A 14,894-nucleotide genomic window follows, 5' to 3' on the forward strand; every position below is an offset into this window, starting at 1 on the left:
TCAGCCCACCGAGGTCGCGTAGCCGTGCTCCGCCTGGAGCCGGAGCATGGCGTGCTCCACCACGGTCACCAGCACCTGCTTGACCGAGTCCCGCCGCCGCGCGTCGCACATCACCAGCGGCACGTCCAGCGGGATCGCGAGCGCCTCCCGGATCTCCTCCAGCTCGTAGTGCGGCGCGTCGTCGAACCGGTTCAGCGCCACCACGTACGGCAGCTTGCGGTTCTCGAAGTAGTCCAGCGGCGCGAACGCGTCGGTGATTCGACGCGTGTCCACAAGCACCGCCGCGCCCACCGCGCCCCGGATGATCTCGTCCCACATGAACCAGAAACGGGTCTGTCCCGGCGTGCCGAAGAGGTAGAGGATCAGGTCCTCGGCCATGGTGATCCGGCCGAAGTCCATGGCGACCGTGGTGGTCTCCTTGCCCGGCACCTTCGACGGGTCGTCGATGCCCACGCCGGCAGCGGTCATCAACGCCTCGGTGGTCAGCGGCTGGATCTCGGAGATCGCCCCGACCAGGGTGGTCTTGCCCACCCCGAAGCCACCCGCGATCACGATCTTCGCGGAGATGATCTCCCGGCCGCGGTTCGCCCCGTCGGGGTCATAGTTCGCGAAGTCCACTTAGCACCCTTCCAAGCAGGTTCATCCGCGCCGCGAACCCTGTCGCGGGAGCGGCGCTGTGTAGCGTCAGCAGGCCCTCGGCCACCATGTCGGCGACCAGCACCCGGGTGACGCCCAGCGGCATCCGGGTGTAAGCGGCGATCTCCGCCAGCGACTGTGCCCGGCCTTCACAGACCGAGGAGATGCGGTACTTGTCGTGCCCGGCGAAGCGCGCCTCGGCGGACTGGGTGGCCGTGCTCGACAGCACCGCCTCGAGCGCGATGTTCTGCAACGGCTCGGTGCGGCCCCGGGTGACCGCGTACGGTCGCACCAGCGCGCCGCGCGGATCACGTCGCGGTTCCATCTCGCGATCACCTCCCCTCGTACGGAGCCGGACCGGCCCCGGATCCCCAGGTCAACGGCCGGTCAGGACCGGACGGCGTCCCTCGGCAGCGGCACCAGCGCCTGGCCGACCCGTTCCACGAGCAGCGCCATCTCGTAGCCCACCTGGCCGACGTCGCAGCTACGCGCCGCGAGCACGGCCATCGACGAGCCGTCGCTGATGGACATCAGGAAGAGGTATCCGCTGTCCATCTCGATCACGGTCTGCAACACCCCGCCGGCGCTGAACATCCGCGCCGCGCCCTCGGTGAGGCTGACCACGCCGGAGGTGATCGCGGCGAGCTGGTCGGCGCGGTCCTGGGGCAGGTCCCGGGAGGAGGCGAGGAGCAACCCGTCCGCGGAAACCGCCACCACGTGGGCGATTCCCGCCACGCTGTCGGCGAAGTTGGTGAGCAACCAACCCATGTCCTGCATGGCCGCCGGCCTGTTCATCGGTTCGTCTCCTTGGTCGAGGTGCTGTTCAGGTCGGTGCCGGCGGAGCGGCCCCGCTGGACGCCACGGTGGTAGGCGGAGAGCAGGCCCCGCACTTCGTCCGGGCTGCGCCGGCTGCGGTCGCGGCCACTCTTCGGTTCGATCCCGCCGGGCACGAGCTGCGCCTGCGGCACCCGCTTGGGCAGGCCCGAACGGGTGGTGCCGCCGGTGGTGGGCTCCGCGGCCCGGCTGGCCCGGTTCCAGCCCTCGTCCGCCGCGGTCCGCCAGGCGTCGGCGTCGACAGGCGCCCCGGCCGGCTCCGGGGCCGGCTCCGGGGTGGGCGTCGGCGCGGGCGGGGGCGACACCGGGTTCGCCGGCGCGGGCGGCGGCGCGGCGGGCGACGCGAACGGCACCGCGGGCGAGCTGTACGCCGCCGGTGTGGTCAGCCCGGACGCCTGGGCACCCGGGGTGCGGGTGGGCAGCGGTGGCCGTGCCGACGCGGCGGGTTGCGCCGGCGCGGGCGGCGGCTCGTCGAACCGGGGCCGGGTGAAGATGGTGGTCTCGTCCTCTCCGTGCGAGCGGAACCAGACCGCCTCCATCTCCCGGAATATCGGTGCCTCGGCCGGCCGGTCCGGCCGGGCCATCACCGGCGCCGCCGGGGTGGTCTCGACCGCCGGCGGCGCGGCGAGCGGCTGGTAGGCCGGCGGGGCCGAAAGGCCGGACGGCGTGCTCTCACTGCCCGGCGTCCGCTTGGGCAGCGGATCGACAGCCGGGTAGGCGACCGTCGGACCGCCCGCCGACCAACCGGCGCCCGAGACCGGCGCGGGCGCGGCGGTGCCCGGCGCGGCAGCGGTCACGGTGGGCAGCGTGCCGGCCGCCCCGCCGAGCTGGACACCGGGGGTGTTGTCCCGCACCTCGGCGGGCGCCTGCCAGCGGGCGGGCTGTGGGGTGTGCACGTCGCGCCACTGCTCGGCCAGCGTGGCGGTGCCGCCCCGGCCGGCTCCGGCCAGCGTGTCGGCGGCGCCGACCTGGCTGAGCGGCGACGGTTCGACGGCCAGCGGCTGACGCGGCCGGGTCAGCGGGGCCTGCCCCCGGTTGGCCGGCAGCACCACCGTCGAGTTGGGCAGGGTGACCTGGGCCACGGTGCCGCCCTCGACGTTGCGGCGCAGCTCGACCCGGATGCCGTAGCGGGAGGCGAGCCGGCTGACCACGGCCAGGCCCATCAGCCGGAACGCGGCCACGTCGACCGTCGGCGGCGCGGCCAGCCGCCGGTTGAGCGAGTCGAGCTGGTCGTCGGTGAGTCCGAGCCCGCGGTCCTCGACCTGGATCAGCACGTAGTCGCGGATCCGCCGGCCGTCGGCCACCACCACCGTGTTCGGCGGCGAGAACCGGCTGGCGTTGTCGAGCAGCTCCGCGACCAGCCGGACCACGTCGTTGACGGCGTGCGCGGCGACCGAGATGTCGGTGTCGACGGTGCCGAACTCGATCCGGTTGTAGAGCTCCACCTCGGACTGGGCGGCGCGCAGCACGTCGACCAGGAGCGCGTCGTCGCGACGCGGCACGGCCGAGTCCGCACCGGCCAGGACCAGCAGGTTCTCGTCGTTGCGGCGCATCCGGGTGGCCAGGTGGTCCAGCTCGAAGAGCTGGGCCAGCCGCTTCGGGTCCTCCTCGCCGCGCTCGATCGCGTCCAGCTCACCGATCATCCGGTCGACCAGGTTCTGCGAGCGGCGGGCCAGGTTGAGGAACATCGCCGAGACGCTGGTACGCAGCGCGGCCTGCTCGGCCGCCACCCGGACCGCCTCCCGGTGGACCACGTTGAAGGCCACCGCCACCTGACCGACCTCGTCGCGGTTGGTCAGCTTGATCGGGTCCCGCACCTGCTGGACGATCTCGTCCACGCCGCCGTCGCCGATGGCGTTGACGTTCTGCAGCCGGCTCACCGCGTCCGGCAGGTCGTGGTTGGCCACGGCGAGCGCGCCCTCACGCAGCCGGCGCAGCGAGTCGTTGAGCGAGCGGGCCAGCACCACCGCGAGCGTCACGGCGACCGCCAGGGTGAGCAGCACGAGCAGGCTCTCCACGACGGCCTGCCGGATCACGTCGCTGCGCGCCGCGTCGGCGTCGGCGAGCAGCTCGTCCAGGAGCTGGATCTCGGCCCACCGCATCAGGTCGTCGACCGCGCCGATGGCGACGGACACCTCGTCCCGGTCGACGAGCGCGGCCTTCCCGACCGACCGGGTCAGGTCGCCAGCCATCCGGTCGGCGAGCTGGACCGCGTCGCCGGAGACCGTGCGGTCGACCAGGGCCCGCTGGTCCGGGGCGGCGGCCCGGGAGAAGGAGAGCAACGCCTCCTGCTGGCCGGTGAGCGTGGCCACGAAGGAGGAGAACTGCTCCTCGTCGATCCGCTTGCTGGCGGCGAGCGCGGTGAAGGCGACCGCCTGCTCCTCCGCCACCTCGGCCTTGGCGTGGGCGAACGCGGCCACCGCGCGGCGGGCGTCGGCGAGGCCCTCCGCACCGGGTAGCTGGGCCAGCGTGTCGCCGTACGCCACCAGGTCGTCGAGGACGATGCCGTAGCGCAGGCTCGCCTCGGCCACCGGCATCTGCGCCCGGTCGAGCACCTCCTGGCGGGTGCCGTTGAGCGTCTCCAGGTGGTCGTCGATCACCTTGAGCCGGTCCCGGACCGCGGCCGGCAGGTCGCCGAGCGTGCCGCGCTCCTCCCGGTACGCCGCGATCCGCTCGTCGGTCTGTCGCACCCGCAGGTTGTAGGCGTCCGGCTTCTGGTTCGGGTCGACGAGGAAGGCGGACGCCGCCATGCGTTCCTTGTGCAGGTCCTGGGCGAGCGCCGAGACATCGACCGACACCGCGGTCAGCGCGCGGACCTGGTCCGCGTCGTACGCGCCCTGACCCACCGCGATGAGTCGGATTGTTGCCAGTGCGATGACAGCGGCGACCGGGACGACGAGGATGAGGGCGAGTTTGGAGCGGATCCGCGCGTCACGCAGCCTGGGCAGGCGCCGTCGCCGGTTCGGCTGTTCGGCGTTTGGGCTCCCGGGCAGGGTCGTCGGTCGGGTGCTCACGACATCGCCTCCGTCGTTTCTTCCACGTGCGACCCGCTGACCCGTGCCTGATGCAGCGGCCACCGCCACGCGCGGCACGGCCGCGATTTCATCAGACGAGATCCTTTTTGGGAAGCCGCGGTGAGGCAGGAATCGGTCGAGGGCGGCTCAACCCGTGATCCGGTCACCTAATACCTTCTTTTCTTCAACCCTCTGAACTGGGGATGTCACTCCAGAGTGGCCACGTGTATCTGGGCAGTAATTGTCAGTTAACGTTTCGTGTCCCCACCATGTGGGATGAGCGTCCCGAAACGGCATCCCGCATCCTCGGCTTGACCGCAGGGCCCGGCATTGGCAAGGTTTTGCAGGCTTCGCGCACACCGTACGGCACACCAATCCCGTTCCTCCACTGAGGACGGACAAGCGGCGGTGATCGGGCGCCGGCCCGTGTCGCACCCTGGAGGACTGAGTTGAGCCCCATCCGCTCCGCGAGCATCGCGGTGCTCGCATCGGCCGTGCTGGCCACCACGCTCACCGGCTGCGGGATCGGCGAGGAACCGCAGGACACCAGCCCGATCGTCATCGCCGCCGACCTCGAACTCTCCGGCGCCTCCGCGCCGATCGGCAAGGTGTACCAAAGGGCTCTGGAACTGAAGAAGGACGAGCTGAACGCCTCCGGCGCGCTGGGCGGCCGGAAGATCGAGCTGAGGATCAAGGACAACCGCTCGGACGCGGCCGAGTCCCTGCGGAACATCAACGATTTCAGCGGCGACTCACAGGTGAGCGCCGTCATCATGGGTGGCTGCAACGAATGCGCGGTCGGCGCGGCCCGCACGATCAACGACAAGCGCATTCCGACCATCGCGCTCGCCGCCGCCGGCGCCGTCACCGAACCGGTGGACCAGCGGCGGTACGTCTTCAAGCTGGCCCCGAACGCGGTCGACAGCGCAGCCGCCCTCACCACCGAACTGACCCGGCGCGGCATCCGGAAGGTGGCGGTGCTGCACAGCGCCGACGGGTACGGCCAGGAGGGGCTCACCGCGCTGCGTCGCGAGTTCGACAAGACCACGGTGCGGCTGGTGGCCGCCGAGTCGGTGCGGCCCACCGACACCGAGGTGAGCACGCAGATCGACGAGCTGACCGACCGCAAGCCACAGGCCCTGATCCTCTGGACGCCCCCGGAGCAGGCGACGCTCGCCGCCACGACCGCCCGGCAGGACAAGTTCGACGGGTCGCTGTTCTTCGACGCCTCGGCCGCCGGTGACCTGTTCCTCGGCCCGTCGGCCCGCTCCACCGAGCAGGCCACGTTGATCTTCACGCAGACGATGGTGATCGACGACGTCATCGCCACCACCCCGGCCAAGGCGGCCCGGCGGCAGTGGTTCCAGGACTACACCGCCAGGTGGGGCGGCTACAACGGCTTCTCCTCGTTCGCCGCGGACGCGATCCAGTTGATCGCCGACGCCGAGCAGCGCGCCGGCGGGAAGGCCGGCGAGATCAACCGGGACGCGCTGCGTGACCTGCTGGAGACGGCGCAGCTCGACGGCCTCTCCGGGCCGATCCGGATGACGCCGGACAACCACTCGGGGCTGATGCCGCAGGCGTTGACGACGTTGGTCGCGCGGGGCGGTCGTTGGCGGTTGGCCGGGTAGTCACGGCGGCGGGTGTGGCCCCGGGGCACGCCGGGGCCACACCGGCCGGGCTCAGCGCGCGGAGGTGGTGGCCCGCACCCAGGGCAGAGCGAGCCGCTCGATCGCGCTCAGGGCCGCGTAGAGCACGATGCTCATCAGTGCCACGAGCATGATGGCCGCCCAGGCGGTCGCGGTGTCGCCGACACCGTTGTACTGGAGGATCTGGTAGCCCAGGCCGGGCCGGTCCGAATAGAACTCCCCGATCACCGCGCCGATCGCGGCCAGCGGCATGGACACCTTGAGGCCGACGAAGATCTGCGGCAGCGCGGCCGGCAGGCGCACCTTGCGGAACGACTGCCACCAGGAGGCGTTGAGCGACCGGCCCAGCTCCGCCAGGTCGGCCGGGGTGGTGGTCAGCCCGGTGGCGGTGGAGAGCACGATCGGGAAGAAGCAGAGCAGGAACACCATGGTCAGGATGGGCTTCTGGCCGAAGCCCACAGCCACCACGAGCAGCGGGCCGAAAGCGATCTTCGGAACCGCGTTCACCGCCACCAGCAGCGGCGCGAACATCCGCTCCACCCGGCGGGACGCGGCCAGCGCCATCCCGATCAGCACGCCGACGATCGACGAGAGCAGGAAGCCGGACAGGGTCATCCAGGTGGTGAACCCCAGGGCGGGCAGCAGCACGTCGGTGGTGTCCGCAAGCGAACGGGCCACCGCCTGCGGCGGCGGCAACGCGGCCGGGTGCACCAGGTGCAGCACGGACGTGACAAGCCACCAGACGGCCACCGCGATGACCAGCCCGAGCGCCGGCAACCCGACCACGGCCGGACGGACGACCCGGCCGCGCCGGACGCCCACCGCCGGGGCCGGCTCCTCCGGCGCGCCGGGCCGGGCCTCGGTCAACTGCGTCAACGTGTCCTCCTTCTCCGGCCGGTCGGACGACCGGCACGCGAAGGGGGTGCGACCCGCCGGAGGTCCGGCCGGTCGCACCCCCGTGCCCGAGCCGACCGGTCAGGCCTTCGGCGCGAGGTCGAAGTTGATGATCTGGTCGGGGGTGAGGTTCTGCTTGAGTGCGCCCGCGCCCTGGAGCAGCGCGATGCTCTTGGCCACCCGGCCGCTGTCGAGCGTGCCGATCGCGGTGCCCGAGTTGCTCGACCGGACGTACGCGGCCATCAGCTTCAGCTCGGCGGAGGCGGCGGCCGGGATGGCGGCCGGCACGTTCTTCTTCAGGATCTCGCCCGCCTCGTCCGGGTGCTCCAGCGCGTACTCCAGGCCCTTGAGCAGCGCGGCGGTGAACTTCTTCACCATCTCCGGCTTCTCCTTGGCGATCTTGCTGGAGGTGATCAGCGCGTTGCCGTAGAGGTCCTGCATCACGTTGCTGTAGGGCAGGACGACCGGCTTCTTCTTCGCCACCGTCTCGACCGTGGGCTGGCCGACGACGAACTGGCCGATACCGTCCACCGAACCGGCGGCGAGCAGGCCGATCAGGCCCTGCGCGTCACCGTTGACCCAGGTCACCTTGCTGCCGTCGATGCCGGCCAGCCGGGCGTACGTGGGGAAGAGGTTGCGCACGACGGAGGTCGGGGTGTCGGCGAGCTTCTTGCCCTCGAGGTCCTTCGGGGTGGCGATGTTCTTGCCCTCGACCGAGACGATGGCGGCCATGGTGCGCTGCTGGATCGCCGCCACCGCGACGAAGTCCTTGGCGTCGCCGTTGCCGAGCTGGAGGATGCCACCGGTCAGGTCGATCGGACCGAAGTCGGCCTGGCCGCCGGTGATTGTCTGGATGACGGAACCGGTGCCCTGGCCCGGCTTGATGTCGACGTCGAAGCCGGCCTCCTTGAAGAAGCCCTTGTCCTTCGCCACCCAGGCGTAGGAGTCACGGCCGAAGTTACCGAACGAGGTGAGGTAGGTCACCTTCTCCAGCGCCCCGCCGTTGCCGCTGCCGCCGTCGGAGGAGTCCGAGTCGCTGCTGCAGCCGCCCACGAGGGCGAGGGCGGTCGCCAGCGCCGCGGCGGCGACCGTACGGGTCAACCTTCTCATCAGTACACCATGTCCTTTCCGACCAGGACATCTACGCCGGTCGGGTCGTGGGTCCGACGGGGTCGGCAGGGGGATCGACCGACTGGACCGTCGCGAGGGGACTCTTCGCGCGCAACAGCGTACGAGAAGGCTGATGACGCGCCACAACCGTCCGGGTTGCGGAAAGGAAACGAAGTGGAGTGACGGGAAGCGGAGTGACGTCCACCCCGGACGGTGCTATAAGCACGGTTCCCGCTAGGCTGGCCGGGCTCGTGATCGCGACGACGGTGGAAGGGAGCCGGCGGGAGATGATCCGACTGTCCGGGGTGTCCCGCACCTTCGACGGCCGATCCGGCCGGGTGGAGGCGCTGCGCGGCATCGACCTCGACGTCGCCGACGGCGAGTTCGTCGCCGTCCTCGGCCGCTCCGGCTGCGGGAAGTCCACCCTGCTGCGCATGATCGCCGGCCTGCTGCCGGCCACCGCCGGTCAGATCACCGTCGCCGGCACGCCGATCACGAAGCCGCGCCAGGACGTCGCCATGCTGTTCCAACGCCCGGCGCTGCTGCCCTGGCGCTCGGTGCTCGACAACGTCCTGCTGCCGGTGGAGATCTTCGGCTGGAGCCGGGCGAAGCACCGCGACCGCGCCCGCGAGCTGCTGGAGATGGCCGGGCTGGGCGGCTTCGAGAAGCGCCTGCCGCACGAGCTCTCCGGCGGCATGCAGCAGCGCGTCTCGCTCTGCCGCTCGCTGATCGGCTCCCCCCGGGTGATGCTGATGGACGAGCCGTTCTCCGCGCTCGACGCGCTCACGCGGGAGGAACTCTCCGGCGAGCTCCAGCGGGTGCACATGGACACGAAGGCGACAATCGTCTTCGTCACCCACTCGATCGACGAGGCGGTGCTGCTCGCCGACCGCGTCGTCGTGCTCAGCCCGCGTCCCGGCCGGATCCGCCAGGTGGTCGAGGTGGCCGTGCCCCGGCCCCGCACCCTGGGCCGGCACGCGCACCTGGCCGACGTGGCGCGGATCAGCGCCGAGCTGCACGAACTCCTGATGGAGCGGGACGCCCCCGGCGTACCCGCGTCGACCGACACGCCGTCGCGGGCCGCGGCGGCGGGAGGACGGTGAGCATGCGGGTCTCGGTCTTCACCGAACCCCACCGCGGAGCGGACTACGACGACCAGCTCCGGTTCGCTCGGCTGGTCGAGGAGACCGGCTTCGAGGGCTTCTTCCGCGCCGACCACTACCGGGCCATGGGGGACGAGCCGGCGCTGCCCGGCCCCACCGACGCCTGGTTGACGCTCGCCGCGCTGGCCCGGGAGACCACCCGGATCCGCCTCGGCACGCTCGTCAGCTCCGCCACCTTCCGCCTCCCCGGGCCACTGGCCGTCATGGTCGCCCAGGTCGACCGGATGAGCGGCGGCCGGGTCGAGCTGGGCATCGGCGCCGGCTGGTTCGAGCGGGAGCACACCGCGTACGGCATCCCGTTCCCGCCCGTCGGCGAGCGGTTCGACCGGCTGGCCGAGCAACTGGAGATCGTCACCGGGTTGTGGCGCACCCCGCCCGGCGAGACGTACGACTTCAGCGGCGACCACTACCGGCTGACCGACGCGCCCGCGCTGCCCAAGCCGGTGCAGCAACCCGGCCCGCCGGTGATCGTCGGTGGCCGGGGCCCGAAGCGCACCCCCGAGCTGGCCGCCCGGTACGCCGACGAGTTCAACATGCCGTTCAAGAGCGTCGGGGAGACGGCCGCCGCGTACGAGCGGGTTCGCGAGGCGTGCGACCGCTTCGGGCGCGGCGCGTCCGGACGCGCGCCGCTGACGCTCTCCGCCGGCATCGTCGTGGCCATCGGGCGCACCGACGCCGAGGCACGACGGCGGGCCGCGCCGCTGCACGTCACGAGCGCCCTCCCGCCGGAGGACCCGGTGGTCGGCTCCCCCGCCCAACTCGTCGACCGGCTCGGCGAGTTCGCCGCGGTCGGGACGACCCGGGCGCACCTGCGGCTGATCGACTTCGACGACCTCGACCACGTGGAGCTGATCGCCGCCGAGGTGCTCCCCCAACTGGACGGAACGCGATGAGCGAACTCTCCACCGACCTCGAACTCGGCCCGGTGGGCCAGGAGATCGTCTACGAGAACGACCGGGTCCGCGTCTGGCACATCCGGCTGGAGCCGGGCGAACGCCAGCCGCTGCACCGCCACGACCACCCCTACCTGGTGGTGGCGATCGAGGGCGCGAAGAACGTGGTGCAGACGGTCGACGGCACCACGATCGACGCCGACGAGCCCACCGGCGGGGTGGTCTACCGCGACCCGGGGGCCGTGCACATGTTGACGAACGTCGGCGACACCACCTACCTCGCCCGACTGGTCGAATTGAAGTAGCCACGCCGACGCGGTTCAGCGCGCCGCGCGGTGGCAAGGTGGCGAACCACCCCACCGGGCCGTAACGTGCCCGACATGGCCTTTCGGACGTGGGGCAGGCTGCTGCTCACGGCGCTCGGCGTGAGTGTGTTGGCCGGCGCCGGCCAACTGGGCGTGGCGTACGGCTTCGGCATCGTCCGCCTCGACGGCGCGTTCGTCGACGGCTCGGTCAACAGGTGGCCCGCCCAGCTCGCCTGGGTCGCCTGGTTCGCCGCGGTCGCCACCGTCGCCGGTGCCGTCCTCACCGAACGTCTCGGCGGCCGGGACGACCGTCCCGGCGGCACCACCGAGCTGCTCGCCGTCGCCGGCGTCAGCGCGTTGGGCGCGATCGTGGTCGCCCCGCTCTGCATGCAACCGGCCCGCGCGGCCGAGCTGGGCGGCTCCGTCGACCCGGCCTGGGCCGCCGGCATCTGCGCCGTCCTCGGCGCGGTGGTGGGCGCGGGCGCGGCGATCGCCGTACGACTCAAGCCGCCGTTCGGCTGGGGCGTCGCGTGCACGGCCGGGGTCGTCTGGTTGCTGGCCCTGCTCTCCGTCGCCCCGACGGTCGTCGCCAACCGGTCGCTGGCCACCGTACGCCTCGGCGTCCTTGAGCCGTCCTGGCTGGATGCCGCCGCGGCGCAACGCCTGTCGATGCTGCTGCTGCCCACGCTGGCCCTGCTCGCGGGCGCCGCGATCGGCGTGCTGGCCCGTCGGGCCGGGCACCCGCCGCTTGTCGGCGGGGCGGCCGGGGCGGCCGGGCCGGTGCTCGTGGCGTTCGCCTACCTGACCGCGGGTCCGGGCACGTCGGCCGACCGTTACCAGCTCGCGCCCTACTACGGCGCGCTGATCGCGATCGTCGCCGGCGCCCTCGGTTCGACCGCCACCTCGGTGCTGCGCCGGCCGGTCCCCGAGGGCACCGGCGCCGTCGAGCCCACCGACATCCTCGCGCCACTGCCGGCCGGGGCTACCACCCCGGCCACCCCGCCCACCGCGGCCTCCGCCGTGGCGACCCCGACCCCGACCTCGGCCGGCGCGCCGGCACCCGCGCACTGGGACTGGCCGGAGGCCGGCGGGTCGGACGACCAGAGCGCCACCCGCGGCCTGCCGATGCCCGGCCTGTTGCCGCCGGGCCGGCGGACCTCGGCCATCGACGTCCTGGCCGCCGGCCGCCCCGGTCGGCAGCCCTCGGCCGGGCCGGATCCGCTCGGGAGCGGGGCGCCGGCGGGCGACCCGGCCGGAGCCGAGCCACCGGCGACGGCCGGTCCGGACCGGACCGGACCCGACGCCCGGACGGCCCCGCCGACAACCGACGTCGAACCACGCACGGCGACGATCGATGCCGAACCACGCACGGCGACGATCGGTGCCGAACCACGCACGGCGACGGCCGACGCCGCGCCCGTCGACGCGGCCACGCCGGCCGCGACGCCGCGGGCCACCCGGCCGCGGCGGGGCCGCACCGCCGCCCGGTCCACGCCGACGCCGGACGGGCCGACGCCGACGGACCGTCCCGCGGAGCCGGCGGGGGGCGGGGCCACGCCGGCCGGCGGCCCTGCTCCGGCGCCCATCGGGAACGACGCCGCGCCGACCACCGCCCGGCGGCCCGCCGCCCGCCGCCCCGTGGCCCCGCCGGCCGCCGCTCCGTCACCCGTGACCCCGCCACCTGCCGCCCCGCAGCCCGTGACCCCGCCGCCCACCGCCCCGCAGCCCGTGACCCCGCCGCCCACCGCCCCGCAGCCGGTGGCCCCGCCGGCAGCCGCCCCGCAGCCCGTGACCCCGCCGGCAGCCACCCGGCCGGCACCCGGAGCCGCCACGGCCGGTACGTCCGTCCCGACGCCGGACGGCCCCGTCGCTCAGGCCGACCCCGTCGCTCAGGCCGACCCCGTCGCGACGGGCGAGCCGCCGGCCGCGGCGCCGAAGCCGGCCCGCCGCCCGCGCAGCTTCTTCTTCGCCGCCGAGCCGGCCGACAGCCCCGCCCCGCCCACGTCGCCCCGGCCACGGTTCCCCATCTTCGACGACGTGACCGAACGACCGGGCGACGTGCGGCCGGCCTGGCCGATCCCCCCGGCGGCGAGCCGCCCGGCCGACGCCACCGCCCCGGGCGGACCGTCGACCGGCCCCGGGAAGCCGCCGACCGCACCCGGTCAGCCGACCGCACCCGGTCAGATGGCCGCACCTGGTGAGCCGGCCGGCGCACCGGGCCGCGCCGTGGCCCGGCGGGACGGCGACGGCGCGACGGCCCGGGCCGAGTCGGCGCCCCGTCCACGCCACCAGGGTTTGCCCGAGCCGGGCCGGAGCCCGGGATGGGACGCCCTCGCCACAAATGCCCGCCCCGCCGGCCGGACCGGACCCCGCGCGACCGAGCCGACCCAGGGCGGCGACGCGGAACCGGACACGACCGGTCCCGACCGGGAAGCGACGCCGGGCCGGCACGCCGGGGCGGACGACGCCGAGGCCACCGGCGGGAAGTCGAAGGGCCGGCGCGGCCTGTTCCGGCGCAACCGGGACCGGAGCGGTCCGGAACCGGCCGACGACGCGGCCGGGCCGAGCGCCACCCCGGACGAGGAGTACGTCGACTGGGTCGCCGGTCTCGCCGCCGACGACAACGCCGACGACGCCCGTTCCCTGCGCACCGGCCGACACCACCGCGACTGAGTCCGGGGCCCAGGTCTCGGTCATGGTCGACGCCACTACGGCGAAGTGGTGGCATCCGCGCCGGCCGGACACCGCCACTTCGCCGAGCTGGCGTCCGGCCACCACGAGGTCGGACGGACGGGGTGCTCAGGCCAGCGGCAGGTAGACCCGGGAGCCGCCGGCGACGAACTCCTCGGACTTGCCGCGCATGCCCCGCGCCGCGTAGTCCTTCAGCTCCTGGGTGATCTTCATAGAGCAGAACTTCGGCCCGCACATCGAGCAGAAGTGCGCGGTCTTCGCCGGCTCGGCCGGCAGCGTGGCGTCGTGGTAGGCCCGCGCCGTCTCCGGGTCGAGCGCCAGGTTGAACTGGTCCTCCCAGCGGAACTCGAACCGGGCCTTCGACAGCGCGTCGTCCCAGGCCTGCGCGCCCGGGTGCCCCTTGGCCAGGTCGGCCGCGTGCGCCGCGATCTTGTAGGCGATCACGCCGGCCTTCACGTCGTCGCGGTCCGGCAGGCCGAGATGCTCCTTCGGCGTGACGTAGCAGAGCATCGCGGTGCCGAACATGCCGATCATCGCCGCGCCGATCGCGGACGTGATGTGGTCGTACGCGGGGGCGATGTCGGTGGTCAGCGGGCCGAGCGTGTAGAACGGCGCCTCGTGGCACCACTCCTGCTGGAGGTCCACGTTCTCCTTGATCTTGTGCATCGGCACGTGCCCCGGCCCCTCGATCATCACCTGGACGTCGTGCTCCCAGGCCACAGTGGTCAGCTCGCCGAGCGTCCGCAGCTCCGCGAGCTGCGCCTCGTCGTTGGCGTCCGCGATCGACCCGGGACGCAGCCCGTCGCCGAGGGAGAACGTCACGTCGTAGCGCGCGAGCAGCGCACACAGCTCACGGAAGTTGGTGTAGAGGAAGTTCTCCTCGTGGTGCGCCAGGCACCAGGCCGCCATGATCGACCCGCCCCGGGAGACGATGCCCGTCACCCGGTCCACGGCCAGCGGCACGTACGGCAGCAGCACGCCGGCGTGCACCGTCATGTAGTCGACGCCCTGCTCGGCCTGCTCGATCACGGTCTCGCGGAACACCTCCCAGCTCAGCTTCACCGGGTCGCCGCCGACCTTCTCCAGCGCCTGGTAGATCGGCACGGTGCCGATCGGCACCGGCGCGTTGCGCACGATCGCCTCGCGGGTCTCGTGGATCCGCTTCCCGGTGGACAGGTCCATCACGGTGTCCGCGCCCCACCGGGTGGCCCAGGTCAGCTTCTCCACCTCCTCGGCCACCGACGACGTCACCGCCGAGGTGCCGATGTTGGCGTTCACCTTCACCAGGAACGCCTTGCCGATGATCGCCGGCTCGCACTCCGGGTGGTTGACGTTGAGCGGCAGCACCGCCCGGCCGGCCGCGATCTCGTCCCGGACGAACTCCGGCGTCACCCCCTCCCGGATCGCCACGAACTCCATCTCCGGCGTGACGGTCCCGGCCCGGGCGTACGCGAGCTGGGTCGGCCGGGTCCCGGCCAGCGGGCTGCCCGCGCCCCGCACCGGCGCGACGTCCCCGCGCTCCGCGATCCACGGCCCGCGCAGCGCGGGCAGGCCCACCTCCGGGTCCGAGCCGGGGCCGGAGGTGTCGTAGAGCCGCACCGGCGGGTTGTCCCCGGTCAGCGTCACCTCGGCGAACGGCACCCGGACGTCCGGCCGGGTCCCCTCCACATACACCTTGCGACGTGCCTGCATGACAGCCTCCCTG

The 14,894-nt window shown here is 73.2% G+C and carries 12 protein-coding genes; 5 read left to right on the forward strand and 7 right to left on the reverse strand.

What is annotated here, in order from left to right; translation table 11 throughout:
• The 4 genes from O7619_RS29600 to O7619_RS29615 form a co-directional block, all read right to left on the reverse strand.
• Entirely contained in the window at positions 1-618 is a 618-nt protein-coding gene (locus O7619_RS29600) for an ATP/GTP-binding protein (RefSeq protein WP_282284791.1), read from the reverse strand.
• Positions 599-961, reverse strand: coding sequence for a DUF742 domain-containing protein (locus O7619_RS29605; RefSeq protein ID WP_091065900.1), 363 nt, complete (start codon positions 959-961; stop codon positions 599-601). Before O7619_RS29605 ends, O7619_RS29600 begins: the two co-directional genes overlap by 20 nt.
• 62 nt (positions 962-1,023) lie before the next feature.
• Positions 1,024-1,431, reverse strand: coding sequence for a roadblock/LC7 domain-containing protein (locus tag O7619_RS29610; protein ID WP_089155226.1), 408 nt, complete (start codon positions 1,429-1,431; stop codon positions 1,024-1,026).
• Positions 1,428-4,484, reverse strand: coding sequence for a sensor histidine kinase (locus tag O7619_RS29615; RefSeq protein WP_282284792.1), 3,057 nt, complete (start codon positions 4,482-4,484; stop codon positions 1,428-1,430). The genes O7619_RS29610 and O7619_RS29615 overlap by 4 nt, the downstream gene beginning before the upstream one ends.
• A gap of 449 nt (positions 4,485-4,933) precedes the next feature.
• On the opposite strand from O7619_RS29615, the gene O7619_RS29620 reads away from it, so the two are divergent.
• Complete coding sequence (locus tag O7619_RS29620; RefSeq protein ID WP_282284793.1) at positions 4,934-6,115, forward strand: ABC transporter substrate-binding protein; 1,182 nt, start codon at positions 4,934-4,936, stop codon at positions 6,113-6,115.
• A 51-nt stretch (positions 6,116-6,166) separates the two neighbouring features.
• Here the strand turns inward: O7619_RS29620 and O7619_RS29625 are convergent, their stop codons facing one another.
• Together O7619_RS29625 and O7619_RS29630 are read right to left on the reverse strand one after the other, a co-directional pair.
• Positions 6,167-6,955, reverse strand: a complete 789-nt coding sequence (locus tag O7619_RS29625; protein WP_282288991.1) for an ABC transporter permease — start codon at positions 6,953-6,955, stop codon at positions 6,167-6,169.
• 153 nt (positions 6,956-7,108) lie between these two features.
• Positions 7,109-8,137, reverse strand: a complete 1,029-nt coding sequence (locus O7619_RS29630; RefSeq protein ID WP_282284794.1) for an ABC transporter substrate-binding protein — start codon at positions 8,135-8,137, stop codon at positions 7,109-7,111.
• 287 nt (positions 8,138-8,424) lie between these two features.
• Here O7619_RS29630 and O7619_RS29635 point away from each other — a divergent pair, with 287 nt between their 5' ends.
• The 4 genes from O7619_RS29635 (at position 8,425) to O7619_RS29650 (ending at position 13,171) form a co-directional block, all read left to right on the forward strand.
• Positions 8,425-9,240: an ABC transporter ATP-binding protein gene (locus tag O7619_RS29635; RefSeq protein WP_282284795.1), complete on the forward strand. Its 816-nt coding sequence runs from the start codon at positions 8,425-8,427 to the stop codon at positions 9,238-9,240.
• A gap of 2 nt (positions 9,241-9,242) precedes the next feature.
• Complete coding sequence (locus tag O7619_RS29640) at positions 9,243-10,193, forward strand: LLM class F420-dependent oxidoreductase (RefSeq protein ID WP_282284797.1); 951 nt, start codon at positions 9,243-9,245, stop codon at positions 10,191-10,193.
• Positions 10,190-10,498: a cupin gene (locus O7619_RS29645; protein ID WP_282284799.1), complete on the forward strand. Its 309-nt coding sequence runs from the start codon at positions 10,190-10,192 to the stop codon at positions 10,496-10,498. Before O7619_RS29640 ends, O7619_RS29645 begins: the two co-directional genes overlap by 4 nt.
• 75 nt (positions 10,499-10,573) lie before the next feature.
• Positions 10,574-13,171: a hypothetical protein gene (locus tag O7619_RS29650; RefSeq protein WP_282284801.1), complete on the forward strand. Its 2,598-nt coding sequence runs from the start codon at positions 10,574-10,576 to the stop codon at positions 13,169-13,171.
• Between the two features lie 126 nt (positions 13,172-13,297).
• Here O7619_RS29650 and thiC read toward each other — a convergent pair whose 3' ends face one another.
• Positions 13,298-14,881 (reverse strand): phosphomethylpyrimidine synthase ThiC, encoded by a 1,584-nt coding sequence (thiC, locus tag O7619_RS29655; RefSeq protein WP_282284802.1) that lies wholly within the window; start codon positions 14,879-14,881, stop codon positions 13,298-13,300.
• Positions 14,882-14,894: the final 13 nt, after the last annotated feature.

The sequence above is a fragment of the Micromonospora sp. WMMD998 genome (assembly GCF_029581235.1).
In the GTDB taxonomy this organism is placed as follows: domain Bacteria; phylum Actinomycetota; class Actinomycetes; order Mycobacteriales; family Micromonosporaceae; genus Micromonospora.

Bases quoted from the DNA above. Each gene is read 5' to 3' on its own strand.
- O7619_RS29650 (WP_282284801.1), top strand. From the start codon at position 10,574: ATGGCCTTTCGGACGTGGGGCAGGCTGCTGCTCACGGCGCTCGGCGTG.
- O7619_RS29640 (WP_282284797.1), top strand. From the start codon at position 9,243: ATGCGGGTCTCGGTCTTCACCGAACCCCACCGCGGAGCGGACTACGAC.
- O7619_RS29645 (WP_282284799.1), top strand. From the start codon at position 10,190: ATGAGCGAACTCTCCACCGACCTCGAACTCGGCCCGGTGGGCCAGGAG.
- thiC (WP_282284802.1), bottom strand. From the start codon at position 14,881: ATGCAGGCACGTCGCAAGGTGTATGTGGAGGGGACCCGGCCGGACGTC.
- O7619_RS29605 (WP_091065900.1), bottom strand. From the start codon at position 961: ATGGAACCGCGACGTGATCCGCGCGGCGCGCTGGTGCGACCGTACGCG.
- O7619_RS29635 (WP_282284795.1), top strand. From the start codon at position 8,425: ATGATCCGACTGTCCGGGGTGTCCCGCACCTTCGACGGCCGATCCGGC.
- O7619_RS29630 (WP_282284794.1), bottom strand. From the start codon at position 8,137: ATGAGAAGGTTGACCCGTACGGTCGCCGCCGCGGCGCTGGCGACCGCC.
- O7619_RS29610 (WP_089155226.1), bottom strand. From the start codon at position 1,431: ATGAACAGGCCGGCGGCCATGCAGGACATGGGTTGGTTGCTCACCAAC.